23 protein-coding genes and 2 tRNA genes are annotated in these 24,495 nt (G+C 44.6%); 9 read left to right on the top strand and 16 right to left on the bottom strand.

All coding sequences use genetic code 11. The annotated features are described in order from the left end of the window. Positions 1–4: 4 nt before the first annotated feature. The gene (locus LAJ61_RS01140) at positions 5–886 is read left to right on the top strand and encodes a DegV family protein (RefSeq protein WP_224054158.1); all 882 of its coding nucleotides are present in this window, start codon (positions 5–7) and stop codon (positions 884–886) included. Positions 887–973: 87 nt separating this feature from the next. On the opposite strand, the gene obgE is transcribed toward LAJ61_RS01140, so the two are convergent. The 5 genes from obgE to LAJ61_RS01165 all read right to left on the bottom strand — a co-directional run bounded on the left by obgE (position 974) and on the right by LAJ61_RS01165 (position 5,902). Then, on the bottom strand, positions 974–2,194 hold the full coding sequence (obgE, locus tag LAJ61_RS01145; RefSeq protein ID WP_224054159.1) for a GTPase ObgE: 1,221 nt from the start codon (positions 2,192–2,194) through the stop codon (positions 974–976). Between the two features lie 152 nt (positions 2,195–2,346). Continuing rightward, positions 2,347–3,699 (bottom strand): glyceraldehyde-3-phosphate dehydrogenase, encoded by a 1,353-nt coding sequence (locus LAJ61_RS01150; protein WP_224054160.1) that lies wholly within the window; start codon positions 3,697–3,699, stop codon positions 2,347–2,349. 126 nt (positions 3,700–3,825) lie between these two features. Next, entirely contained in the window at positions 3,826–4,431 is a 606-nt protein-coding gene (locus LAJ61_RS01155) for a lipocalin family protein (protein WP_409034975.1), read from the bottom strand. Positions 4,432–4,654: 223 nt separating this feature from the next. Beyond that, positions 4,655–4,834: a hypothetical protein gene (locus LAJ61_RS01160; RefSeq protein WP_224054162.1), complete on the bottom strand. Its 180-nt coding sequence runs from the start codon at positions 4,832–4,834 to the stop codon at positions 4,655–4,657. A 48-nt stretch (positions 4,835–4,882) separates the two neighbouring features. Then, positions 4,883–5,902 carry an NUDIX domain-containing protein gene (locus LAJ61_RS01165; RefSeq protein WP_224054163.1) on the bottom strand — a complete coding sequence of 340 codons (1,020 nt, stop codon included), beginning with the start codon at positions 5,900–5,902 and terminating at the stop codon, positions 4,883–4,885. Between the two features lie 152 nt (positions 5,903–6,054). Between LAJ61_RS01165 and hemP the strand changes: the two genes are divergently transcribed. Continuing rightward, on the top strand, positions 6,055–6,219 hold the full coding sequence (gene hemP / locus LAJ61_RS01170; RefSeq protein WP_007114963.1) for a hemin uptake protein HemP: 165 nt from the start codon (positions 6,055–6,057) through the stop codon (positions 6,217–6,219). Positions 6,220–6,352: 133 nt separating this feature from the next. Here hemP and LAJ61_RS01175 read toward each other — a convergent pair whose 3' ends face one another. The 3 genes from LAJ61_RS01175 to orn all read right to left on the bottom strand — a co-directional run bounded on the left by LAJ61_RS01175 (position 6,353) and on the right by orn (position 9,752). Further along, the gene (locus LAJ61_RS01175; RefSeq protein ID WP_224054164.1) at positions 6,353–7,117 is read right to left on the bottom strand and encodes an SDR family NAD(P)-dependent oxidoreductase; all 765 of its coding nucleotides are present in this window, start codon (positions 7,115–7,117) and stop codon (positions 6,353–6,355) included. A gap of 86 nt (positions 7,118–7,203) precedes the next feature. After that, complete coding sequence (locus tag LAJ61_RS01180; protein ID WP_224054165.1) at positions 7,204–8,898, bottom strand: AMP-binding protein; 1,695 nt, start codon at positions 8,896–8,898, stop codon at positions 7,204–7,206. Between the two features lie 302 nt (positions 8,899–9,200). Next, positions 9,201–9,752, bottom strand: a complete 552-nt coding sequence (gene orn, locus LAJ61_RS01185) for an oligoribonuclease (RefSeq protein ID WP_224054166.1) — start codon at positions 9,750–9,752, stop codon at positions 9,201–9,203. A gap of 183 nt (positions 9,753–9,935) precedes the next feature. Here orn and rsgA point away from each other — a divergent pair, with 183 nt between their 5' ends. From rsgA to LAJ61_RS01210, 5 genes are all read left to right on the top strand, one after another. After that, positions 9,936–11,006, top strand: a complete 1,071-nt coding sequence (gene rsgA, locus LAJ61_RS01190; RefSeq protein WP_224054167.1) for a ribosome small subunit-dependent GTPase A — start codon at positions 9,936–9,938, stop codon at positions 11,004–11,006. 131 nt (positions 11,007–11,137) lie between these two features. After that, positions 11,138–11,566 carry a rhodanese-like domain-containing protein gene (locus LAJ61_RS01195; protein ID WP_076774070.1) on the top strand — a complete coding sequence of 143 codons (429 nt, stop codon included), beginning with the start codon at positions 11,138–11,140 and terminating at the stop codon, positions 11,564–11,566. A gap of 134 nt (positions 11,567–11,700) precedes the next feature. Then, complete coding sequence (grxC, locus tag LAJ61_RS01200; RefSeq protein ID WP_159374965.1) at positions 11,701–11,961, top strand: glutaredoxin 3; 261 nt, start codon at positions 11,701–11,703, stop codon at positions 11,959–11,961. A 129-nt stretch (positions 11,962–12,090) separates the two neighbouring features. Further along, the gene (gene secB, locus LAJ61_RS01205) at positions 12,091–12,522 is read left to right on the top strand and encodes a protein-export chaperone SecB (protein WP_224054168.1); all 432 of its coding nucleotides are present in this window, start codon (positions 12,091–12,093) and stop codon (positions 12,520–12,522) included. A 328-nt stretch (positions 12,523–12,850) separates the two neighbouring features. Next, positions 12,851–13,651, top strand: coding sequence for a pteridine reductase (locus LAJ61_RS01210; protein ID WP_224054169.1), 801 nt, complete (start codon positions 12,851–12,853; stop codon positions 13,649–13,651). 76 nt (positions 13,652–13,727) lie between these two features. On the opposite strand, the gene LAJ61_RS01215 is transcribed toward LAJ61_RS01210, so the two are convergent. The 7 genes from LAJ61_RS01215 to folD all read right to left on the bottom strand — a co-directional run bounded on the left by LAJ61_RS01215 (position 13,728) and on the right by folD (position 22,033). Then, positions 13,728–15,086 (bottom strand): S1C family serine protease, encoded by a 1,359-nt coding sequence (locus LAJ61_RS01215; protein WP_224054170.1) that lies wholly within the window; start codon positions 15,084–15,086, stop codon positions 13,728–13,730. A 255-nt stretch (positions 15,087–15,341) separates the two neighbouring features. Beyond that, positions 15,342–16,874 (bottom strand): lysine--tRNA ligase, encoded by a 1,533-nt coding sequence (gene lysS / locus LAJ61_RS01220; protein WP_224054171.1) that lies wholly within the window; start codon positions 16,872–16,874, stop codon positions 15,342–15,344. 15 nt (positions 16,875–16,889) lie between these two features. After that, a complete protein-coding gene (locus tag LAJ61_RS01225; protein WP_224054172.1) occupies positions 16,890–17,678 on the bottom strand; it encodes a phospholipase D-like domain-containing protein in 789 nt (262 codons plus the stop codon). A 1-nt stretch (position 17,679) separates the two neighbouring features. After that, complete coding sequence (gene prfA / locus LAJ61_RS01230) at positions 17,680–18,774, bottom strand: peptide chain release factor 1 (RefSeq protein WP_060994394.1); 1,095 nt, start codon at positions 18,772–18,774, stop codon at positions 17,680–17,682. Positions 18,775–18,895: 121 nt separating this feature from the next. Further along, positions 18,896–20,041 carry a beta-ketoacyl-ACP synthase III gene (locus tag LAJ61_RS01235; protein ID WP_224054173.1) on the bottom strand — a complete coding sequence of 382 codons (1,146 nt, stop codon included), beginning with the start codon at positions 20,039–20,041 and terminating at the stop codon, positions 18,896–18,898. 268 nt (positions 20,042–20,309) lie between these two features. Next, on the bottom strand, positions 20,310–21,026 hold the full coding sequence (locus tag LAJ61_RS01240; protein ID WP_224054771.1) for a class I SAM-dependent methyltransferase: 717 nt from the start codon (positions 21,024–21,026) through the stop codon (positions 20,310–20,312). Between the two features lie 137 nt (positions 21,027–21,163). Beyond that, on the bottom strand, positions 21,164–22,033 hold the full coding sequence (gene folD / locus LAJ61_RS01245) for a bifunctional methylenetetrahydrofolate dehydrogenase/methenyltetrahydrofolate cyclohydrolase FolD (protein ID WP_036589930.1): 870 nt from the start codon (positions 22,031–22,033) through the stop codon (positions 21,164–21,166). Between the two features lie 223 nt (positions 22,034–22,256). Here folD and LAJ61_RS01250 point away from each other — a divergent pair. Beyond that, positions 22,257–22,330: transfer RNA gene (locus tag LAJ61_RS01250), tRNA-Cys, on the top strand. A gap of 179 nt (positions 22,331–22,509) precedes the next feature. Further along, positions 22,510–22,596, top strand: a tRNA-Leu gene (locus LAJ61_RS01255). Between the two features lie 113 nt (positions 22,597–22,709). Here the strand turns inward: LAJ61_RS01255 and tfpB are convergent. After that, positions 22,710–24,482, bottom strand: a complete 1,773-nt coding sequence (tfpB, locus tag LAJ61_RS01260) for a type IV pilus assembly ATPase TfpB (RefSeq protein WP_224054174.1) — start codon at positions 24,480–24,482, stop codon at positions 22,710–22,712. Positions 24,483–24,495: the final 13 nt, after the last annotated feature.

Below are 24,495 nucleotides of genomic sequence, written 5' to 3' on the forward strand. Positions count from 1 at the left end.
ATTTATGAAAAGAGCTGTTGTCACCACTTCCTCATCTTGTCTTGAAGCCCTCGGATTGTCGCAAGGCATAGACATTCTGCGCTTACACGTAAACATCAATAACGTTGATTTTATCGATGGTAAAAATATCACCAGTGAGCGTCTGGCAACCATCATGAAAACCAACCTCAAATCGGTGGCGAGGACATTTCCGCCATCCATCCATGAGATGCATCTGTTGTTTAATGATTTGATTGCTCGCGGGGTCACTGAGGTATTTGTTTGCGGTATTTCGTCCAAATTTAGCCAAACCTTGCCCATGCTAGAAGAACTCAAAGTACATTATGCCAATCGTCTGCACATCTTTGTGTATGACACCAAAACACTCAATATTGCTGAAGGGGCGCTGGCGTACGAGGCAAAAGTGTTGATTGAACAAGGTGAATCGTTTGAAAACGTGGCAAAAAAACTTGACGATTTGCGACGTCGCAGTGAGTTTTTATTTACCCTCAGTGACTTGGACTATATTATTCGCAACAAAAAATTGTCCGCCCCTGCCGCATTTGTTGCCAACTTATTTGATATCAAACCGATTATGCAAATTAATCAAATTGGCGAGATTATCGCGGTGGAAAAAGTGCGTAAGCTTGAAAAAACCCTGATCACCATGGCAAAAACCGTCGAAAAATTTGCCGCCAATCAACCCGCGTTTATCTATTTGACAGATACGGGACATCATGAAAGCACCGAATTTTTTAAAAAAATATTGGCGACGCATTTTGGTTGGCATGATTTGCCTGTCATTCGCGTGTCGACTATTTCACTTGCCAATCATGGCTTGATGGGAACAGGCATTGGGGTGTTTTATGGTGAATTACCCCATATTGTCAAAGCATTAAAAAAATGACCGGTCCTTATCTACATTCACCTAATAAAAAAGGTTAGCCTGCGCTAACCTTTTTAAAGCTACTCCAATCACCGCTAAGAATCACCGCTAAGGTGCGTAGACCACTTCCACGCCATCATCGTCATCGTAGTCGTCGTCATCAAAATCATCTTCATCCAATGCGCGACCTTCACGCTCAGCTTTACGTTTGGCACGATACGCTTCTTTTTGCTCTTCCGTATTGGCGCGCACTTCCGCTTCCAGTCGTTCAAAACGCAAACGCTGACTTTCAGCAAAATCAGGATCGGTTTCTTCCATCTCGCGCTCTTGCTCGATTTCGTTCATCAAATGCCAAACGACGGCATCAACCCCTTCTCCTGTGAGCGTAGAGGTACGAAAAACCATCCCTGTCCAACCAAGCTCTGCCACGATGTGGGTGCAAAGTTGGTTTAATGACTCTTCAGGCACTTGGTCGATTTTATTTAAAATCAAAATCTGTGGCAGTTTTGACAGCTCTGGCGAAAATTTTTCTAACTCATTAAAAATCACTTGGGCGTTTGCCACAGGGTCGCTACCATCAATGGGCTGTACATCGACAAGATGCAATAATCGACGGGTACGAGCGACGTGTTTTAAAAAGCGGATACCCAGTCCAGCCCCTTCAGAGGCCCCTTCAATCAGACCTGGGATATCTGCCATGACAAATGAGCGGTGTTTACCCACATCCACGACACCCAAATTCGGTACCAAAGTGGTAAACGGATAATTGGCAACTTTGGGTTTGGCAGCAGAGACTTGACGAATAAAGGTGGATTTACCCGCATTTGGCAGACCGATAAGACCCACGTCAGCCACCACTTTTAGCTCAAACTTCAAGACTTTTAATTCGCCTGGAAAACCTGGGGTGGCACGTCGTGGTGCTTGATTGGTGGAGGTTTTAAAATGGGTATTGCCTTGCCCGCCGTCACCGCCTTTGGCAATCCTCGCCGTTTGCCCTTTTTTGGTCAAGTCCGCTAAGACCTCACCTGTTTCAGTATCAACCACGGTGGTACCGATGGGTACGGATAGATAGATATCATCTGCCCCACGACCTGAACAGTTTTTGGCACCACCATTTTCACCGCGTTTGGCATCATAGCGACGCGTAAACCGGTAATCGACGAGGGTGTTGGTGTTGTCGTCGCACACCACGTATACATCACCGCCTTTGCCGCCATCACCGCCATCGGGGCCGCCTTTGGGGACGTATTTTTCTCGGCGAAAACTGACGATACCATTGCCGCCGTCGCCTGCTTTGACTGTTACGATTGCTTCATCGATAAAACGCATTGAAGACTTTCCTTAAATTCTTGAATAACCAAATATTATAGCATGAATTTTAGCAAGAAAAATTTGAACATAATTGATGTTTGAAATTTTATCCAATAAAAAACCGCCCAAACTTGAGCGGTCTTGTAATCGTTCTTAGCGCTTAGGAACATTTAGGCATTTTTTGCCATGGTTTCAGCGACACGTAGAACTTGGGTGCTATAGCCCATTTCGTTGTCATACCATAAGTACATCACGGCACGGTTGTCTTGAGCAAGCGTAGATTTGGCGTCCCAAATCGCTACTTTTTCACAGCCCACAAAGTCGGTAGAAACGGCTTCATCCGAATCTGAATAAGCAATTTGCGCTTGCCATTGTTCGCTCTGACTGGCTTCTTTGATAAAGGCATTGAGTTCATCGCTTGAATTGACTGGGTTTTTGAAATTCAAATTCAAAATCGCAAGGCTCACGTTTGGCGTTGGTACACGTACCGAGCTGCCTGATAATTTGCCTTTTAATTCTGGAATCGCTTTACTGACCGCTTTGGCAGCACCTGTGCTTGTCATTACCATATTTAAGGTTGCAGCACGCCCACGACGCTCGGCTTTATGGTGGTTATCAACCAAGTTTTGGTCATTGGTGAAGGCATGGATGGTTTCCATGTGACCGTTTTCAATGCCGTATTTATCGTTTAAGAGTTTGAGCGTAGGGGTAATCGCATTGGTAGTACAGCTTGCCGCTGATACGATGGTATCACTGCCGATGGTGTCATCATTGACATTATAAACGATGTTTTTGATATCGCCCGACGCTGGCGCAGTCAATAGCACTTTTTTGGCACCTTTTGACTGTAAATGTTTGCCAAGACCTGCTTCATCTTTCCATTTACCAGTGTTGTCGATGATTAAGGCATTGTCGATACCATAAGACGTGTAGTCGATTTCGCTTGGGTCAGCGGCATAAATGACTTTGATAAAACGACCATTTGCGATGATACCGCTGTTTGCTTTATCCACCACCACGGAGCCATCAAACCAGCCATGTACCGAGTCACGCTCAAGCAAGCTTGCACGTTTTTCCAAATCTGCTTCACCGGCTGGACGGACGACGATGGCTTTTAATTGTAAGCCTTTGTCTGAGGCAGGACGGCTCATCAGCAAACGAGCCAAGATACGACCGATACGACCAAAACCGTACAACACGACATCTGTCGCAGGCACTTCCTCACCGCTAGTAAAGCTGCCGGCTTGTTTGCCTGCTTTGAGCGCTTGACCCAAGTCCACCGTGGTATGGCTTAGATTTTGGTCGTTTAACGCGGTGGCGAAAGCGAGTGTATCAGCGATGTTAAGGGCGTTTTTGTCATGATGAGCGATGATATCAACAAGATTTAGCGCAATGCGGTTGCCAAAAAACAACACATTGACGCCTTTATTGGCTAGGGTATTTAGCTCAATTAACAACTGAACCGCTTGGGCTTCTTGATTTTTGCGAGTAGTGAGGTGGTCTCGGTAGAGATTGGCAGACATAGTATGACCTTTTTTTGTGAAGGAAAAATAAAATCTGTAGAAAATGCAGCAAGAAATAAACGCCTAAATTGTAACGGAATTTAGGCGTTTTAGCAATTTTAAAGCAGGGTGTTTCAACTACCTAGATTATCGGCTGTTTTGTACGGTTTTTTGCAATTTACTGACATCGTAGCCTTGAGATTTTGCGGTAGCGACCATTGTTTGATAAGTGTCTTCATCCATCGTGGGTGTGCGTGACAAAATCCACAAGTATTTTTGATTTGGCGTACCCACCAACGCATGATTATAATTGGGGTCTAAAGCAAGCACCCAATAGTCGGCTTTACCCATAGGCAACCAACGCAGTCCTTGCGGCAAGAAAGTAACTTTGAGTTTACTGCCACTGTCGCCATTTTTGGTGGCTTCACCAATGCTTTGCATGGGTTTGCCATCTTTGCCCATACATTGGTTATTGACTTCCACCTTGCCAGTCGGTTGTAGGATGTAAGTGGCGGTGACATCACTGGCACAGTTACGCTGAAAAAACATCGGCAAACGGGCGATTTCGTACCATTTCCCCGCATAACGGTTTAAATCAACGCTTTGTACCGCCTGAGCTTTGCCAACGCCTGTGGGCTTGGCGGTGGTTTCGGTTGCGATATTTTTGGTGGGGGTGGTAGAGCAAGCACTCATCGCAAATAATGTACCTGCAATACCTGCCACTGCTAGCGTTTTTTTACTCATTATTTTCATTGTCTATATCACCTTATTTTGCTCATTCTTATTGCGCATTAAAGTACTCATTTTAGCCCAAAATAAACACTCAAACGGTGACTATTGGGGCGTTTTTTTGTCAGCCAGTTGTTACAGTTAATACGTTATTGTCAAATAGCAACGCCCAAACAGTTATGGGCGTTTTTCATTGGGTTAAAGATTGTACACAGCATAAACAACAAACCGACTAAGTTAAAAACAGCTACCCAAAAAATGATTGCAGTTTTTTGACATCCAGCCATAAAGGGGCAAGCAGCGGTGACAGCTGCATTAACCACGCAAAACACGCCAATAGCATCCCCATCGCCATAACGTGGGACGATAAAAAATGATGTTTGGCGAATTTAAACCATAGGATTGGCATCTCGCTAGCACTAGCCACAAAATATGTAACAAAATTGTAACAAAAAATCAACCTGTTGGCTAGTTTTTATACCTTGTCGGCCAATAACCGAATACCCGCGATTCCCATCGCCCCATGTTCATAGGCGGTGGCTAAATCTGCCTGCCCCACCCCGCCCAGCGCAAATATAGGAACATCACTAAGCTTTGCTAATTCGCCGAACGCTTGCCAGCCCATGCCCCCATTTTGAAAGGTTTCTGGGTGTGTCGGAGTGGCTTTCACCGGGGATAAAAAACAGCCCATGACAGTATGCGAGGTTGCCAAGGTATTTAATCCGCTTAGGCTATGTTGATCATGACAACTGCCAAAATAGCGATAATTTTTTGATAGGTTTAAGAAATTAAGCGTGATGAGTTGTTGGTGATTCAAATGCACCATGCCGTTTTTTAACCACGCATCTAATCGTTCAGGCAAGCGCTCAAGTAAGCACGCTAGTGTTGCATATTGAATAATCGGGGTGATATCCGCCCTTATCGTTAGCAAGCCATCAATCATAGCGGTGGCATTTTCATCGCTGGTTTGCGGGCGAAGATAACAATGAGCACTTTGGGGCAGTTTTTGGCTATAAAAATCAACCCACTTATCCACACTAACGAAGCTATCTAAAGGCTGGGTGATATAAATCGTATTAGGCAATTTTAACCAATCTAAAATGCGGGCATTGGCATCGGGCAGCGGGTACTGATTGGCGACTAAGTCTGACTGGTGCACCCATGTGACGGCTTGACCTTCCTTGCCTTTACCTTCTTGCAAACCATCAAACTGCGCTTGACTCACTTGAATTTTAAAAACGTGCAATGCCACGGTTTTATCAGCATAATCATGGCGTATTACCCCCATTTTGACTGCGGTATTTTGCGCGATATCCAAGCCAATCTCTTCATAGACTTCACGGATTAACCCTTGTGTTGGGGTTTCATTTGGCTCAATTTTTCCCCCAACAAACTCATAGCGATTGCCTTGGTGTTGACTGGCATGGCGAAATCCCAGTAGATATTGATTGTTAAAATGTATCACCGCGACTGCCACATTGACGACTTTTGACATATTTTTCTCAAACTATTGATTATCACCCATTATAAAGCATTAAATTTGATGAAAAAGTGAAAAAAGTCACTTGACGACCCATTAAATATAAATGATAATCATTATCAATTAAAAACACTATTCGTCCATCTTATAGAGAAAAGGAGTATCCCATGCTACACTTATTAAATCGCGCCAATCTCATCCAACAAAGTTCCTTGCCTACGCTATATTCCAATCATTTATTTGCGCTGACCAAAGAGATTCGTATTCAGCATGACGGCGAAGAATACCGTCTTCGATTGACCCGTAATAACCGCCTAATACTCACCAAATAGTGACTTACCAAATAGTCCCGGTGAAATTGTTAATAAAAAAGCCAATCTTCCTCAGATTGGCTTTTTTAAATGGTTAAGTTAATAGTCACTGTTGCCCGTCACCTTGCCTAGTTACTGTTAACAATCACCTGAATTAACCCATGCGAATAGCGCCGTCCAAACGAATGACGTCGCCATTGAGATAGCTATTTTCGATGATGTGTGCCACCAATTTAGCAAATTCTTCTGGGTTGCCCAAACGTTTTGGAAAAGGCACGGCTTGCTCAAGACTGGTACGGGCAGCTTCTGGCAGGCTTGCCATCATCGGTGTGCCGAACACCCCTGGGGCGATGGTCATGATACGTATTTGATGGCGCTGCAGCTCACGCGCGAGTGGTAAGGTTAAGCCCACCACACCTGCTTTGGATGACGAGTAACTGCCCTGCCCGACCTGACCATCAAATGCGGCAATTGAAGCGGTGTTGATAATCACACCTTTATCTTCGTTGCTGTCTGCAGTATTTTTTGCCATCGCCGCCGCCGCCAGTCGCGCTACATTGAAAGTGCCGATGAGGTTAATCTGGATACCACGGGCGAAGGTGGTTAAATCGGCTGGATTGCCTTCTTTGTCCAGTAATTTTTGTACCACCACGATACCAGCACAGTTGATTGACCCTGATAATTTACCAAATTTGGTCACACCCGCCTCAATTGCATTTTTGACATCCGCTTCGCTGGTGACGTCACATTTTGCAAAAATCACGTTGTCGCCCAATTCAGCCACTAATTTCTCACCTGCTTCTTGATTGAGATCGGCGATGATAACATTTGCGCCTTGCGCCACCAAATAACGGGTTGTGGCTTCACCTAGACCTGACGCGCCGCCTGTGACCAAAAAGGTATTATTTTGTACTTGCATTGTTTTTCCGTTAACCTGTTATTTTTTGTTGATAAAAAAAGCATAGCTAACGCTAGCTACTCTTTTGCATAGGGATAAAATTTTTGTTAGTGCGCCTCACTCATGCTACGCAGCATAAAACGCTGCACTTTACCACTTGGCGTTTTTGGCAAGGCATCGATAAACTCAACGATACGTGGATACGCATGGGCAGATAACCGTGCATGCACTAAGCTTTGGATGTCTTTGGCTAACTCGTCATTAGCGGTATATCCGTCTTTGAGTACAACATAGGATTTGATGATGTGACCGCGTATGTCATCTGGCACGCCAATCGCCGCGGTCTCGGCTACCGACGGGTGTTCCATTACCGTGTTCTCGACATCGGTAGGACCGACGCGATACCCTGCGGTGGTAATAATATCGTCATCACGCCCGACAAACCAAAAAGTGCCATCATCATGCTGCTCGACCATATCACCCGTTAGATAATAGCCTTTTTCAAACGGGTTTTTTTCGTTCCACGTATAGCCTTGGAAAAATAAGGATGGCGAATTCGCCACATCAACAGCTAGCTGACCTTGTACGCCTGCGCCTACTTCATTAAAGTTTTCATCCAGTACCGCCAAACGATAACCTGGCAATGGCATACCCATTGAACCAATTGGCTGATCATGGGTTAACTTATGATGACAGCAGCACGCCATCCCCAATTCGGTTTGTCCATAATGGTCAAGAATAGATGCACCAAGATTGTCATTAATCCACGTCACCACTTCAGTATTTAACGTCTCACCCGCTGAGCTAATACGCGTCAATAGCGGTAACTCATCAGCTTTGTTGTCAAAAACACCGCTTGATTTCATCATACGAAATGCGGTGGGCGATGAGGCTAAATTAGTGATTTTATGGTTTTTGATAAAATCTAATGTATGCTTGGCATCAAATCCTGACTCATTAAAGTGGGTGGTCGCACCCACTAGCAAAGGTCCTGTAATCGCATAATACAAGCCATAGGCCCAACCTGGGTCAGCCATGTTCCAAAACCGATCATTATCGCTTAGACCCACTGCGTGTACCATGTACAAATAAAATGCGGTTAGCGCTTTAACTGGTACTGCCACGCCTTTTGACTTGCCCACGGTACCTGAAGTAAACATTTGCAAGAAAGGATCTTCCCCTGTTAGCATCACAGGTTCAAAGTCTTCCCTTTGCGCTGCCATTAAGCTATCAAAATGCCAATCGCCATATTGTTTGGCGGCTTGCTCGCTGCCCACCATCACCATGTTTGGTAGTAGGTTTATGTCATTGAATTTTTCACGGTTATGGCTGTCGGTGAAAACCACTTTAGTAGCGGCTTTTTCAAGGCGGTATTCAATCGCTTCGACACCAAATGCGGTAAACAATGGCTGATATACTGCACCGATGCGCCATGCACCCACAATCACCGCTAACAAAGTCGGTGTACGGGGCAGCATGGTTGATACCCGATCGCCTTTTTTCACTCCCAAAGAAGTCAGCAGATTTGCCATTTTACCGCTTAGTTTATCGAGCTGCGCGTAAGTGATTTTATGGATATTGCCTTGGGTGTCTTCATGCACTAGCGCGACTTTATTTGCCTTATCAGACTGGGCGTGACGACCCACACATTCCACATAGGCGTTGATACCATTGATACGGCAACCTTGCAGGATTTGCTGTTCAAGTTCGTCGATATTGAATTGGTCGATGTAGCTTTGATAGCGGTAGTTTTGATAATCAGGATGGGTAGATTGCGGGGTTTGGGTGTCAAGATTGTCCATGATAGGCTCCTAATGTCGTCCATGAGATAGGAATAAGTGCCAGTGCCAACGGTCACCCACTGGCTTAAAATAACCCTGACTTCAAATAAATCTGGCCTGAAATAAATTTGAGTTGATACAACCAGTTTTTTGACGATGGGCTCGCAATTATTGCTGATTTACACTCACGCTGATTTACTTGTATCTCGATTTACTTGTACCAAGTCAAGCTAACAAATTCCTTTTGTTAGCTTATGATGCCTAAAATTTTGGATAATTTCAAGTATTATGATATGAATTGTATCGTTTTAAAAATTTTACTGTTAACCAATAAACTTAAAAAAGTTCTCTTTATAATGGCGCAGTTCACGAATCGAATCACGGATATCATCAAGTGCCAAATGACTTCCTTTTTTCTCAAAGCTTGACAAAATATCGGGGCGCCAGCGATAAGCCAGCTCTTTGACCGTTGACACATCTAAATTGCGGTAATGAAAAAACCGTTCAAGCGTTGGCATTTGACGTGCCAAAAACCGTCTGTCTTGGCAAATCGAATTGCCACACATCGGTGAGCGTCCTGATTCGACATATTTACTCAAAAATGCAATTGTTTCGCTTTCTGCTTGAGCCATCGTCACGTTACTACGGCGAATACGGTCTATCAGTCCTGATTGCCCATGTTGGCGCGTGTTCCAATCATCCATGCTGTTGAGCACAATGTCAGGGGTATGGATGGCAAACACAGGACCTTCGGCTAAGATATTGAGTTCACTGTCAGTCACTATCGTCGCTATCTCGATGATGGTATCGTTGAGGGTATCTAGACCTGTCATCTCAAGGTCAATCCAAATCAGATGTTTTTTATCAACCGCCATACTGTTGCCTTTTCATACTCTTTAACAAATAATCCGCCATCTTAGCAGATTTTACAGGTAAAATATCGGTTTTGTTGGCGATTGCTCATGCGTGCTCATGTAGCGAGTCTAAAAGTATTGTAAAATTTTATAAGGTGTTAGTATGGTAAAAAATCCCCTAGTGGCTGAGGTAGTAGATAGCGTATGGCGTTAATCCGTAAACGTAAACTCACTGACCAGCAAACCCGCCGCATCCAAAAACAACAAAAATCCCAGCAAGTGCTGGACGATGCCCAGCTGATGGATGGCATTGTTGTCGCAAACTTTGGCAAGCAGCTCGAAGTCCAGGCCACTAGCCTACCGCAAACCCTGCCTGAAAAACCGATTGTCGCCGCTGACGAGCCAGAACCGTTTTGGCAACCCATCACTCTGCACAGTGTTTGGCGTTGTCACACCCGTACCAACTTGCCACTGATTGCCACTGGGGATAAAGTCCGCTTTATCGCTGACCCAAATACAGGACTTGGACGCATTGAAGCGATTTATGATAGACAAAGCATCATCAACCGCCCTGACCGTTACCACAAGCTCAAACCCATCGCCGCCAATGTCGATATTTTAGCAGTCGTATTCGCGCCGCTGCCGCTGCCGTCTGCCCAGCTGATTGATCGGTATTTGGTGGCTTGCCATCACTCAGACATCACCCCATTGCTGATTTTAAATAAAGCCGATTTGTTGGCAGATGGCAGTCATAGCGACGTGTCAGAGCTACTGTCAGCTTATCAACAGCTTGGCTATGCCACCTTGGTGACCCAATCAAATGGTGATTTAACCCAACTAAAAAACACCGTTGCCGGCAAGAACGTGATTTTTGCCGGTCAATCAGGGGTTGGTAAAAGCAGCTTGGTCAACCAGTTATTGCCTGCTGCGGGACAATCAGTCAATGAAATTTCAACCATTTCACAGTTGGGTCAACATACCACCACCACCAGCCGATTTTTAGCGTTTGACCCGATGGCGCTTAGCAAAGGTGCCATTATTGATACACCCGGTATTCGCGAATATGGGCTTTGGCATTTGACCCCTGATGATATTTTGCAAGGCTTTATCGAGCTTGCGCCGCTTGCGCCCTACTGCCGTTTTCGCGATTGCAAACACACTGAGTCCACGCCCAATTGTGCGATGTGGCAGGCGGTGACAGACGGGCAAGTGCTAGCAAGGCGGGTGGATAATTTGGTGCTTCTGCAACAAGAAGCGGCGACGCAGGATTTTTAAGCTTGCGGTTTTAGAGTAAATATTAGACTAAATAAAAGTTTCTTAAAATTGACAACTACCGTTATAATACAGTCAATTTTTTATGGGCAATCAAACGATAATTTTGACGCAATGCCCCTGTGGAGGATATCTTGGAACGTTGGTTTGAGTTTATGGGTCATCACCCATTTTTATTTGGCACCATGTTTGTGCTAATTGTGCTATTTTTTATGCTTGAGAACAAACGCGGCGGCAAAAAAATCAATCCAAATGCAGTGGGCTTGATGGTTAACAACCAAAACGCTCAGCTGATTGATATCCGACCACGAAAAGATTTTGAAAAAGGCTATATCAAAGGCAGCCGCAATATCCCGTTTACTGAGCTAAAAGACCACGTTGACGCACTTCGCAGCGCTGACCATCCTATTATCATCGTTTGCCAAATGGGTATGACGGCGGGTACCGCCGTGGCAATGATTGGTAACGACAACGTTTATCGTCTTGATGGTGGTATTACCAATTGGCAAGCCGCAGGTTTACCTTTAGTGGTAGAAAAAACCGTGCCCGGCAAAACCAAATAAGATTGGTTGGCTGTTCACAATTTGAAATTTAAATCGCCAAGCCCCATAACCATCAATAACGCTTTATTATCTCATCGGTATCTGATAATAAGCTCTTAACCCATTTTGAAAAATCCAGAAATAAGGAGATTGTTATGGCTATGGTAAAAATTTATACCACACCGACTTGCCCCTACTGTATGCAAGCTAAAATGTTATTAAAAAACAAAGGCCAAGCATTTGAAGAAGTTAACATGTATGATGTGACCGCAGAAGAACGTCAGGCATTGGCGCAAAAAACCAATAACTACCGCACAGTACCGCAAATTTTTATTGACGATAATTTTATTGGTGGTTATGACCAACTCGCTGGTCTTGAGCGTCAAGGCAAACTTGACGGTTTATTAGCGGATTAATCGTTCGCAGATTAAAAAACTTTACTACATAAATAACCCCATTATAAATACAGTTGATAGTTTTTAGAAAAAGTTAAAGCTGTCATATTGTTATAATTCCCGTAAGAACAGTTAATTGAGGACACTACCATGGCAGACGAACAAAACTTACCACAACTGGCGCTAGAACGTATCTATGTTAAAGATATGTCATTAGAAGTACCGGGTGCAGAGGTATTTACCCGTGAATGGCAACCAGAGCTTGATATTAACCTATCAAGTGCCGCTGAAAAATTGGACGATGACCACTACCAAGTGGTATTAACCGTTAATGTAACTGCCAATAACGGTGGTGAAACCGCGTTTATCGCAGAAGTACACCAAGCGGGTATCTTTATGTTGCAAAATATCCCTGAAGAACAATTGGGAGCAATTTTAGGTGCGTATTGTCCAAACGTATTGTTCCCTTATGCCCGTGAAGTGGTCAGTGACATTGTGACCCGTGGTAGCTTCCCACAATTGTTACTTGCGCCAGTCAATTTTGACCAAGCCTATCAACAAACGCTTGAGCAAGGTAACTAATTTTTTTTAAAGTTAACTATTTTAAAGCTAACTAATTTTTAAGTGTCGAAAATTAAGAGCAGGATAAGCCCTGCTCTTTTTTTATGTGAAATTAAGGTAAATCGTTAGGACTTGGCGCATGATTCGGTGAGGCTTTGGCTAAAGGCATGGGTGCTTTGCTGATAATCCTGCAGCGCTTGATAAAGTTGTGTCGCTCGTTCAAGGTGTGTGATAATCATGGGGTTTTCCAATCCCAACCAATTGGGCTTATATGGATTAAAGCCTGTATGATTAAAACGACAAACCGATTAATCAAATAAACGCTTAATCAAATAGACATAGGTAGCAAATGATGTTGAATCCAGCCGCGATAAGCGAAGTATCCCATCCGTGCCGTGTGGCGTGTGTCACAGGTGGCGCCAAACGAATTGGTCGGGCGCTTGTGCTGGCACTGCACCAAGCCAATTATAATATCATTATCCATTACCACACCAGTGAATCAGACGCCATGGAACTTGTTGATTACTGTAATGCCATTCGCCCACAATCAGCAAAAAGCGTGCAAGGGGATTTAGAGAACTTTGAAACGCTGCCACAATTGACTTGGCGCATAATCAACAGTTTTGGTCGATTGGATTGTTTGGTTCATAATGCCTCACGCTTTTACCCGACGCCCTTTGGTCAAATCTCTCAGCAAGACTGGCAAAATTTATTTTTGACCAATGCGCAAACCCCGTTATTTATCAGCCAGTATTTATACCCTTATCTAAAAAAATCACAAGGCTGCATTATCAGCATTTTGGACATTCACGCCAATGGCAAGCCATTTGGGGGTTATACGGTCTATAACATGGCAAAAGCCGCGCACCAAATGATGGTGCAGTCGCTAGCAATCGAACTAGCGCCCGATATCCGCGTCAATGGTATCGCGCCGGGTATTAACATTTTACCCATAGAGGGCTCTGAGCAAGCGCTCACCGCTGAAACGATTGACAAAATCTGCCGCGCCGTACCGTTAAAAAGAATTGGCACACCGCAAGATATCGCACAAGTGGCGGTATTTTTGGCAGCTGCCCCGTATATCACAGGGCAGATTATTGCAGTGGATGGCGGGCGTGGTTTGACCTTAGCAGGTAATGAAAACAGGTAATAACAGCAGGCAGCCAGAGCGGGTAAAGTACCCAATTAACCGCAACGCAGCAAACTTTTGAAGTTTTGAATAACGTTTAATGATGTTTTTTCAGTAATTCCATTAATTCTGCTCGAATGTCATCCTCATTGGTGGTGCCATTTTGATTAGCGCTGTCATTGTTTTGGTCAAAGTTTTGTGAGGTGGGTAGCTCGGTCAAAGCCTCTTGGGGTTGTCTTTCACCTAGGGTCACATCGACGCTGCTTTGCGCTTTATTACGCATCACTTGTAGATTGACCACACTGTTGGGTGCTTTACGTGCGACCATTTGAATCAGTGTATTGGCATCATTGACAGGTTTATTATCCATTGCGGTGATGATATCCCCTTTTTGCAAGCCCGCTTTGGCGGCAGGACCATCACGCATCACGTTCATCACTTCAACGCCTTGCGTGTCATCACCTAGCTTGGTTGGGTCTTTCATCGAACTTTGTAATTCAATCCCAAGCCAGCCGCGATGCACTTTACCATCTTTAATAATGCCATTCATCACAAGCTTAACAATCTCAGTAGGAATGGCAAATCCAATCCCCATTGAGCCGCCCGAGCGTGAAAAAATCGCGGTGTTGATACCAACCAGCTGACCATAAGCATCGACCAGCGCACCCCCTGAGTTACCGGGATTGATAGCGGCATCGGTTTGGATAAAATCTTCCACCGTGTTAATACCCAGTCCCGTGCGCCCCGTTGCCGAGATAATACCTTGGGTAACGGTTTGACCGACCCCAAACGGGTTGCCAATTGCCAACACCACATCGCCCACTTGGGTCGACTGTTCACGAAATCCTAAGGGTTTTAGCCCTGTCAAATCAACCTTAATCACCGCCAAATCACTTTCCACATCGTTGCCGATGACTTTTGCCGTTGCCTTGCGACCATCATTAAGCATCACAATAATATTATCGGCTTTGGAAATCACATGCGAGTTGGTGACGATATAGCCATCTTGCGAAATAATGACACCCGAGCCTAAATTGGTATTATCGCTCTCGCCATTAGGGATACCGTGATATTCAAAATAGCGGCGCATCATCGGGTCACTCATATAGGGATGCTCCTCGATTTTTTGCGTGGTATAGATATTGACGACTGACTGGGCAGCGACAGCCACAGCATTGTGATAAGATGCCACCGCAGCATTTGGATTGTCACCGAGTTTTTTGGTATCGACAGGCTCAGATTTCGGCGGCTGCCAACCGGGCTGACTGGCTACCATCGCTTGATTTTTTTGCCAAGGCAGCTGTGGCTTGGTCATCATCCACAAGCCCGCCAACAGCAGTAGCAGTAGCAGTAACAAAATCCAGGGTAGTATTAGAGTAAATTTGTTAGGTTTACGATACGTAGGCGGCAAAACGGGCGGGGTTTCCAAAGGCTTGTCTGAATGTGGGTCTGTCATAGTCAACGTTTCTCAACGATAGGTCAGAAAATAGACGGGTTTGAGCGAAAAATACGGTTTAGTCTAACACTGATTATTTGGTGAGTTGAGCCGATTTTTTATTAGTTTTGTTTCAAAAGATATCTTTGATATTACTGGCTTCAATAAGGGTAAGGGTTGGCTTTGTTGAGGACTGGATTATCATAAAAAAACCGCAGTCATTATTGTGACTGCGGTTTTGAAAGCTATTGCTAAATTAACGCTGTATTGGCATTTTTAAATGTCTTTACGGCGCATATGCGGAAACAAAATCACGTCACGAATACTCGGTGCATTGGTAAATAACATCACTAAACGGTCAATACCGATACCCTCGCCTGCAGTCGGTGGCAAGCCATAGGACAATGCTTCAATAAACTCTGCATCATAATGCATCGCTTCATCATCGCCTGCGTCTTTCTCAGCCACTTGTTGTTTAAAACGCTCGGCTTGGTCGATTGGGTCATTGAGCTCGCTAAAGCCGTTGGCAATTTCACGCCCGCCGATAAACAGTTCAAAACGGTCAGTAATTTCGCTATTGTCATCGTTACGGCGTGCTAACGGTGAGGTTTCGGCAGGATATTCTGTGACGAAGGTTGGTTGACGCAGTTTGGTTTCTGCGGTTTCTTCAAAGATAATGGTTTGCAGTTTACCAATCCCAAAGATGTCTTTAACGTCCTGTTTGAGTACGTTTTTGGCATAATCCGCTAGATAATCACGGTCTGCGATTTTGCTCATGTCAAAATTATCCGCGTATTTCTCAATCGCTTTGGTCATTGGCAAGCGTTCAAATGGTGCTTTAAAACTAATTGCTTCACCTTGATAATCAATCTCCGTGGTACCTAAAATATCGTTTGCCAGTTTTTCAAACATATTTTCGGTTAGTTTCATCAGATCTTCATAATCGGCATAGGCTTGATAAAACTCAATCATGGTAAATTCTGGGTTGTGACGCGCCGACACCCCTTCATTACGAAAATTACGGTTAATCTCAAACACACGCTCAAAACCACCCACGACTAGACGTTTTAAGTACAGCTCTGGCGCAATGCGTAAGAAAAGCGGCATGTCAAGCGCATTGTGATGGGTGACAAATGGGCGAGCCACCGCACCGCCTGGGATGACGTGCATCATCGGGGTTTCGACTTCCATGTAACGCTCATTTAGCATATATTCACGAATACCAGCAATGACTTTACTACGGATAATAAAGGCGTTACGGCTGTCTTCATTGGTCATCAGGTCAAGATGACGGCTACGATAACGAGCCTCCGTATCGCTTAACCCATGGAATTTGTCTGGTAGTGGGCGTAGTGATTTGGTCAATAACTGTACTTCGGTGGCATGCACAGATAATTCACCGGTGTTGGTGCGAAATACATAACCTGTCACACCAATAATGTCACCGATATCCCACGTTTTAAAGTCATTATAAATTTCTTCGCCCAAGTCGTTTTTGCTGACATAGGCTTGTATACGACCTGTCATGTCAGCAATGGTCACAAAGCTGGCTTTACCCATTACCCGTTTGAGCATGATACGACCGGCGACAGTTACCATGACTTTATCGCTGTTTGCCAATGCTTCTTTGTCTTTATCGGCAAATTGCTGCTGCAAGTCTTGGGCATATTCTTTGCGTTTGAATTGATTTGGGTAAGGATTCTTGCCTGCTTGTTTGATTAAATCAAGTTTGCTGTGACGTTGTTTAATAAGTTCGTTGACGTCTTCGGCTGGATGTTCGTTTTCGGAAGTTTGCGATTGGTTTGACATGATATTACCTTTTATTTAAAAACTAAACAATTTTAATAATTTGTCAGCTAAGGATGTGCCTTTATCGTCTTGAATGGACACGTCTAAATCCACTGACCAAACGGTGAAATAGCCATACTGCTCTTTTTTGGTTTCACCGCCTGCTTGTTTACCTTTTTCCGTTAAGAAAATATTTTTACCTTTGGTTTCGATATACCCTAATTGCTCTAATTTTTCGCTTAACTCATTCGACTTTATACCGAGCTTATCGGCAAGTTTACTGATAGTTAATTTGTCAAAATTGCGTGGTTTTTTTGGCTCACTTGCCAGTTCGTTTTTCGGCGATTCGCTTGGCTGAATTTCGACTTTTTTGGGTTCTACTTTATCGGCAGATACTTTGATTTCTTCACTAATGCGGATAATGCGTTGCACTTCTTCGTAAGTGTCGGCATATAGCTGGCTATCGCTATCACGACTAATCAATACGCCCATTTCATTATTATTGACTTGGCTAAATTCGTAAAGATTTAAGCTAGTGATAATACATTCATTTTCATTCAGATAGCATTTGGCGTGTAAATTTTTGCAAAAACTGGTACGCACGAAATCCAAGCCTTTTAGCCAATTAATCTCTTCGGGCTGTAAATCACTTTTACCATATACAATGCGAATATCAATTTTTAGGCGATTTTTGTCTTCGAGTAATTCTTTAACTCGTTCATTGAGCTTTAGATAAGGGCTAATTAAAATAAGGCGGTCAGAAGCCTTCTTTATCATTTCTTCAAGATGATATGTCGTGCCACTGGTATTTAAAAATTTTGCCATCTTATTCTTCCCCACTCACCGATGCCATCAAATCGGCTTGGTGCTCACGCAGTAGGCTGTCAAGAAGCTCATCTAAGTCACCTTGCATAATGGCATCGAGTTTGTACAAGGTTAAATTAATACGGTGGTCGGTCATACGCCCTTGGGGAAAATTATAAGTGCGAATGCGCTCCGAGCGGTCACCACTACCGACCAAATTGCGACGCATATCACTTGACGCATCGATTTGTTTTTGCACTTTTTCTTGCTGAATTTTGGATACCAGCATTTTCATGGCTTTATCGCGGTTGGCGTGTTGGCTACGCTCTTGCTGACACTCGACCACCGTGCCTGTTGGAATATGGGTAATACGCACCGCAGAGTCGGTTTTATTAATATGCTGACCACCTGCCCCACTGGCACGATAAGTATCGATACGCAAGTCGGCAGGGTTGATATCGACGGTATCATCAATCTCAACCTCTGGCATCACCGCAACCGTGCAAGCCGAAGTATGCACCCGTCCTTGGCTTTCAGTCTCTGGCACCCGTTGCACCCGGTGTGCGCCCGACTCAAATTTTAAGCGGCCATATACGCCCGTGCCCGATACGCGGCTGATGATTTCTTTATAGCCGCCATGCTCACCTTCGTTCTCGGACAATACTTCTACTGTCCAACCTTGGGTTGCCGCATAACGCTCATACATACGGAACAAATCACCGCTAAAAATCGCCGCTTCATCGCCGCCCGTCCCTGCTCGAATCTCTAAGAAGGCAGGCACTTTATCATTCGGGTCTTTAGGCAGCATCATTACATTAAGCACGTCTTCAAGCTCATTGATGGTGTCTTTGGCGGCTTGGATTTCTTCCTGCGCCATTTCTTTCATGTCGCCATCGCCCGTTGAATCCGACAGCATTTCTTCAGCGGTTGCCAAATCTTCTTCCGCTTGGCGGTATTTGCCCCAGACATCGACCAATGCTGATAAATCACTGTGCTCAACCGATAATTCACGGAATTTTTTGTTGTCATTCATGGTTTCTGGCTCAGACAGCATGGCGGTGACTTCTTCGAAACGGTCAGACATTTGGTCAAGGCGAAAACGTAAAGATTCTTTCATAATGATGGCTTAAAAGTTTTGGCTTAATTTAGGGCTTAAAAATAGAAAATGGCAAAATAATCGGATATTTTGCCACATTTTGGGGGGATTTGCATGGGTTTCGTGAGAGGCAATAAAAAGCTTAGACTTTTTTGACCAACACACCCCCAATTGAGTAACCTGCGCCAAACGAGCAAATCACACCCAAATCACCCGATTGCATATTTTCTTGGTGCTTGTGAAACACAATCATAGGACTGGCTGAGCTGGTATTGGCATATTCTGCTAACACCATAGGCGCGATCGATTTATCCGCATCTTTGCCCAACACGGTGCGTAAAATCAAATCAATCATGTTGGCATTGGCTTGGTGTAGCCACATTTTTTTGAGCTGTTGTGGCTCAATGTGGTTTTTATGGAGCAGTTCAAGGATTAAATTGGACACGGCAGGACACACTTCACGAAATACTTTGCGACCTTCTTGCAAGAACAATTTGTCGGTCACAGGTGCGTCGATATCAGGATACATCGGCGTGCCAGCGGCTAAGAATTCACTGCGATCCAAAAAGCCGTATTCATTTTTAATATTGGTGGAAAACTGGGTAAACAGATGGCTATCTAAAATTTCATAGCCTTTGGGTGTAGCGAGCTCTTCGATAATCGTCGCGGTTGCCACATCACCAAAGATAAAGTGGCTGTCACGGTTGCGCCAGTTGAGGTGCGCTGAGGTGATTTCGATATTGACCATGGCGACACGTTTGGCGGTGCCAGATTTGATCAGACCGACCGCTTGGGCGATACCAAAGGTTGCGGCGCTACAGGCGACGTTCATATCAAAGCCAAAACCGCCTTGCATACCAATATATTGCTGAATTTCGATGGCGATGGCAGGATACACGCGCTGGAAGTTTGAACAAGCAACAATAATACCGTCTAAGTCTTTACCTTGTAGACCTGCATTGTCCAGTGCTTGTTTGAGTGCATCTAGACCCATTTCTGCCATGATGGACATCTCTTCACCAAGCTTGCGATAAGGAATCACAGGCGCCATGATATCTGGGTTTAAAATTCCGTCTTTTTCCATCACATAGCGGGATTTGATACCTGAAGCTTTTTCGATAAATTCAGCTGTCGAGTGCACAAGTGCCGTCTTCTCACCACGGGCGATGGCATCGGCATTTTTGGCATTATAGTTGTCAACATATTGGTTAAAAGTAGCGACCAACTCTTCGTTACTGATGCTGTAAGGCGGGGTATATAATCCTGTGGCAGTGATACAAATACTCATATTAGGATTCCTTTTCTAAACGTAAAACGGCAAGGTAATCATCTAGCTGTTGTCATCAATAATGATGCCGCGGTGCAAGCCATCGGGAATGGTATTGAACAAACAGATGATTAAAAATAGGGGTGTGGCTTATTATGCCTTGAAAATAGCGATAATGCGATAACTATGTTACAAATTATTTCATAGCCTTAAAAGTACAGAAAACAAATGCGAGGGTTTTTTGCGACCATATACTACCCATACTGCTGTTCCCCTGCTACTTTCTCAGTCAATCGGTGCTGCGATAAAGCACTACTTGGTTAAATTGCTTGGCTTCATCCATATCGGGCAAGGTGGTTGTGTTATCCAACGTCGTTACCTTGTGGTAGCGCGGGTGAGCAAAATTTTTGACGCGGCTATCAGCCACCCAAACCTCATGCGCGTATTGTAAGAACACATCTAATAACGGCAAGTTGGCTTTGTCATACAGCACATCCGCGACCAATAGCACATCGACCTTATCCATGCCAAAGTTCTGTTTTAACTCAAATAAATTATCTAGCAGCTCAACCGTTACCCCATTTAATTGCGCATTGGCTTGGCAGCTAGTTAGGCTCACGCTATCAATATCACAGCAAATGACTCGTTTGGCACCCGCCATTTTTGCGGCAATACCGACAATCCCCGACCCTGCGCCAAAATCCATCACCACTTTATTGCGCACCATCTGTGGCTGCCGCAAAATATACTGCGCCAATACTTGCCCGGACGCCCATGCAAACACCCAATATGGACAATTATTCCACAGATTTTCTATCACCGCTGGCGTCAAATCTTCATGACAAAAATCTGGATCAATGAGCCATAAATAAAAAGGTTGATTCGGCTTAGATAATAGCGGCACATATGTCTTGGCAAGATTAGCGCTAGGCAAGACTTGCTGCAATGCGGTAATCAGTTGATGAAAAACGGTTGATGCGTCAGAAGCATTGGATGGCTTTGAAATTTTATAAGGAGAAGTTTTATAAGCGGAAGTTTTAGCATCAGTCACGTAAAGATTTCCAGTCATGGTGAAAAAATGAATACAAAAAAATGTACAAAAAAAAGGAAGCTTTAAACACTTCCTTTTTTAATTCAAACCCATTATTTTGCAGCTGCTTTTTCTGCCGCTTCTACCGTTTGACGGATGAGTGTATTGATGGTCATTGGACCTACGCCACCGGGCACTGGGGTATAACTTGAGGCAATAGCTTCGATACCTGTCAGCTCAATATCACCCACGCCACCGCTCGTACCATCCGCATGGGTACGCGGATGAAACCCTGCATCCACCACCACGGCGCCCGATTTAATCCAATCTTTTTTGATAAGTTCTGGTTTGCCCACAGCACCCACCACGATATCCGCTTGTTTGACCAATTCTGCCAAGTTTTGGGTACGTGAGTGGCAAATGGTCACGGTACAGTTGGCGTTTAATAGCATCATCGCCATCGGTTTACCCAAAATCGCGCTACGACCCACGACCACCGCATGCTTACCAGCAAGCTCGACGCCGTTTTTTTCTAATAAATACATAATGCCTTGTGGGGTGCAAGAACCATACGCAGGCTCACCCATTGCCATATTGCCAAAGCCTAAACAAGTCACACCATCCACATCTTTTGCCAGCGCAATGGCATCAAAACAGGCACGCTCATCAATTTGGCTGGGCACAGGGTGTTGTAGCAAAATCCCATGCACGTCTGGATTGTTGTTAAGCTCGGCAATTTTTGCCAATAGCTGCTCGGTGGTGGTCGCTTGTGGCATGGCAACTTTTAACGAATCCATACCCACACGTTGACAGGCATTGCCTTTCATTTTGACATAAGTTGCAGAGGCAGGGTCATCGCCCACCAAAATCGTTGCCAAAATCGGCGTGCGTCCAGAGTCTTGTTTTAACTTGGCAACCCGCTCGGCAAGTTCAGCTTCCATTTGTTTGGCATACGCTTTGCCATCTAACACTGTCGCAGTCATGGTGGTTCCTCAATCAATAACGAATCGGTCAACAAAAAGTCGGTTAGCAAAAAATTTGCGTTATTTTAACCGATTTTGCGGTGTGATAACATCCATTGAAAATGTTTAACCGCTAATTTAGCGCTCAAATACCCTTCACAATCCTTCATTACATCGCTTAAATGGCTAAAAAAGTCCTTGCACTTTTAAAAATTTTTGCTATCATAGCAAACCTAAATGAAATGGCTGGGTAGCACAGTGGCCATGCATCGGATTGCAAATCCGCGGACGCCGGTTCGATTCCGGCCTCAGCCTCCATTTTCATTTTGCGGTACTATTATTTTGTTATTATGGGTGTTTTGTTATTATGAGTAAGCGATAAACGCGAAAAAATATCGTAAAAAAATTGCTTGCAAAGTTAACAAAACTGATTATAATAGCACCCACTTCTGACACAGACACCACACGACGCCAAGCGTCAGTGCTGTGACTACCCTGCCCGGGTGGTGAAATTGGTAGACACAAGGGATTTAAAATCCCTCGCTCTTACGAGCGTGCCGGTTCAAGTCCGGCCCCGGGCACCATTGATTAAGCCTAAACAATTTAATGTTTGGGCTTTTTTGTTGCCGGTTATTTTTGAATTTTACCTGTTGCTTTTCAAATTTTACTTATTGTCTTTCAAATAATGAGTAGCCGCCTAAGTTAACGGCACCACTCTCATCACTTCTCCAAACGTGGTCACCCCTTCGGCAATTTTTTTCGCGCCTGCCAGTCTTAACGGCTGCAACCCATCTTGATAGGCTTTTTGCGCGATTTGCGACAAGTCAGCGCCTTCGCTAATCAATTTTTTAAGCGCATTACTAAGCACCATGATTTCATACAACCCTACTCGTCCAAGATAACCAGTGTTACGGCAGTGTTCACAGCCGACAGCATGATTGATGGTATCTGGGGCTGCGGCTTTCCAAGGACTGACTAACGCCTGCCAAGTCTGCTGCTCAATGTCACTCATGGGCTTATTGGATTTACAATGTGGGCAAAGGGTACGCACCAAACGCTGTGCCATGATGCCCAAGATAGTCGCTGAGGTTAAAAACGGCGCAACGCCCAAATCATGCAGCCTTGTTAACGAACTGGGTGCATCATTGGTATGTAAGGTCGATAACACCAAGTGCCCAGTTAGCGAGGCTTGTACCGCCATTTCTGCGGTTTCGGTATCGCGAATCTCGCCAATCATGATAATATCAGGGTCTTGACGCATCAACGAGCGAATACCATCAGCAAAGGTCAAATCAATGTTGTTTTGAATTTGCATTTGGTTAAACGACGGCTCCACCATCTCAATGGGGTCTTCGATGGTACAGACATTGACTTCTTCTGTCGCCAGTTTTTTGAGGGTACTGTACAGCGTCGTGGTTTTACCTGAGCCTGTCGGACCTGTGACCAAAATAATACCATTGGGTTTACGGGTCATGTCATCCCATTTTTGTAAATCTCGCCCTGTCAGCCCCAACTGTTCAAAAGAGCGCACCAGTACCTCGGGATCAAATACCCGCATCACCAATTTTTCGCCAAATGCAGTGGGAAGTGTCGATAACCGCAGCTCGGTTTCTTGACCTTTAGGGGTACGTGTTTTGAGCCGTCCGTCTTGCGGTTTACGTTTTTCAGCGACATTGAGTCTTGCTAAAATTTTTATCCGAGCCACTACCGCGGTCATAATCCCAGTCGGCATTTGATAAACGGTATGCAAAATACCATCGATACGAAAACGCACGTTGCTTTTATCTCGGCGCGGCTCTAAGTGAATATCACTGGCACGCTGGTCAAAAGCGTACTGTAATAGCCAATCAACAATTTTGACGATGTGTTGGTCATTGGCATCGGGATTTTCAATATTGGCGGCATTGCCCAGTTGTAATAATGCTTCGACATTGGTGATATCGGCATCCGCGCGTTTTTGCTGATGGTTTGCCCCCGCAATGGCTTTGGTGACTTGATAAAATTCTTGGCGATAGCGGTTGATTTGCTCAGGACTGATTAATACGGTTTTGATTTTTTTGGGCGACACGATATGCGCAATATTGAGCTGCCAATCTTGATAAAATGGCTGGTCAGTGCCGATTTCCACCGTATCTTGGGTGACGGCGACTGGCAAAATGTGCTGCGAGCGCGCATATTCAAATGACATAATTGATGTCACTGAGGGCACATCGGTTTTCAGCGGGTCAATACGTACATAATCAACGCCTACTTTTTGTGCCAACCAGCGATTGAGCTGGTCAAGACTGAGCGCCATGTGCGTGGTTTTGTCGACCAGATGAAAGCCTGCAATCACTTGCAGGGGATGCAAGCTTTTGCGGTTATGGGTCATCACCAAATTATAATCACGTTGGTCAATGATGCCATCTTTTAGCAGTTCATCAAGACACCAACGGGTATCAATTATCATTGAAAAAGCATTGGATAGCATAGGGTTTCCAAAA

Source organism: Faucicola osloensis, from assembly GCF_020041925.1.
Classification (GTDB): Bacteria; Pseudomonadota; Gammaproteobacteria; order Pseudomonadales; family Moraxellaceae; genus Faucicola; species Faucicola osloensis_D.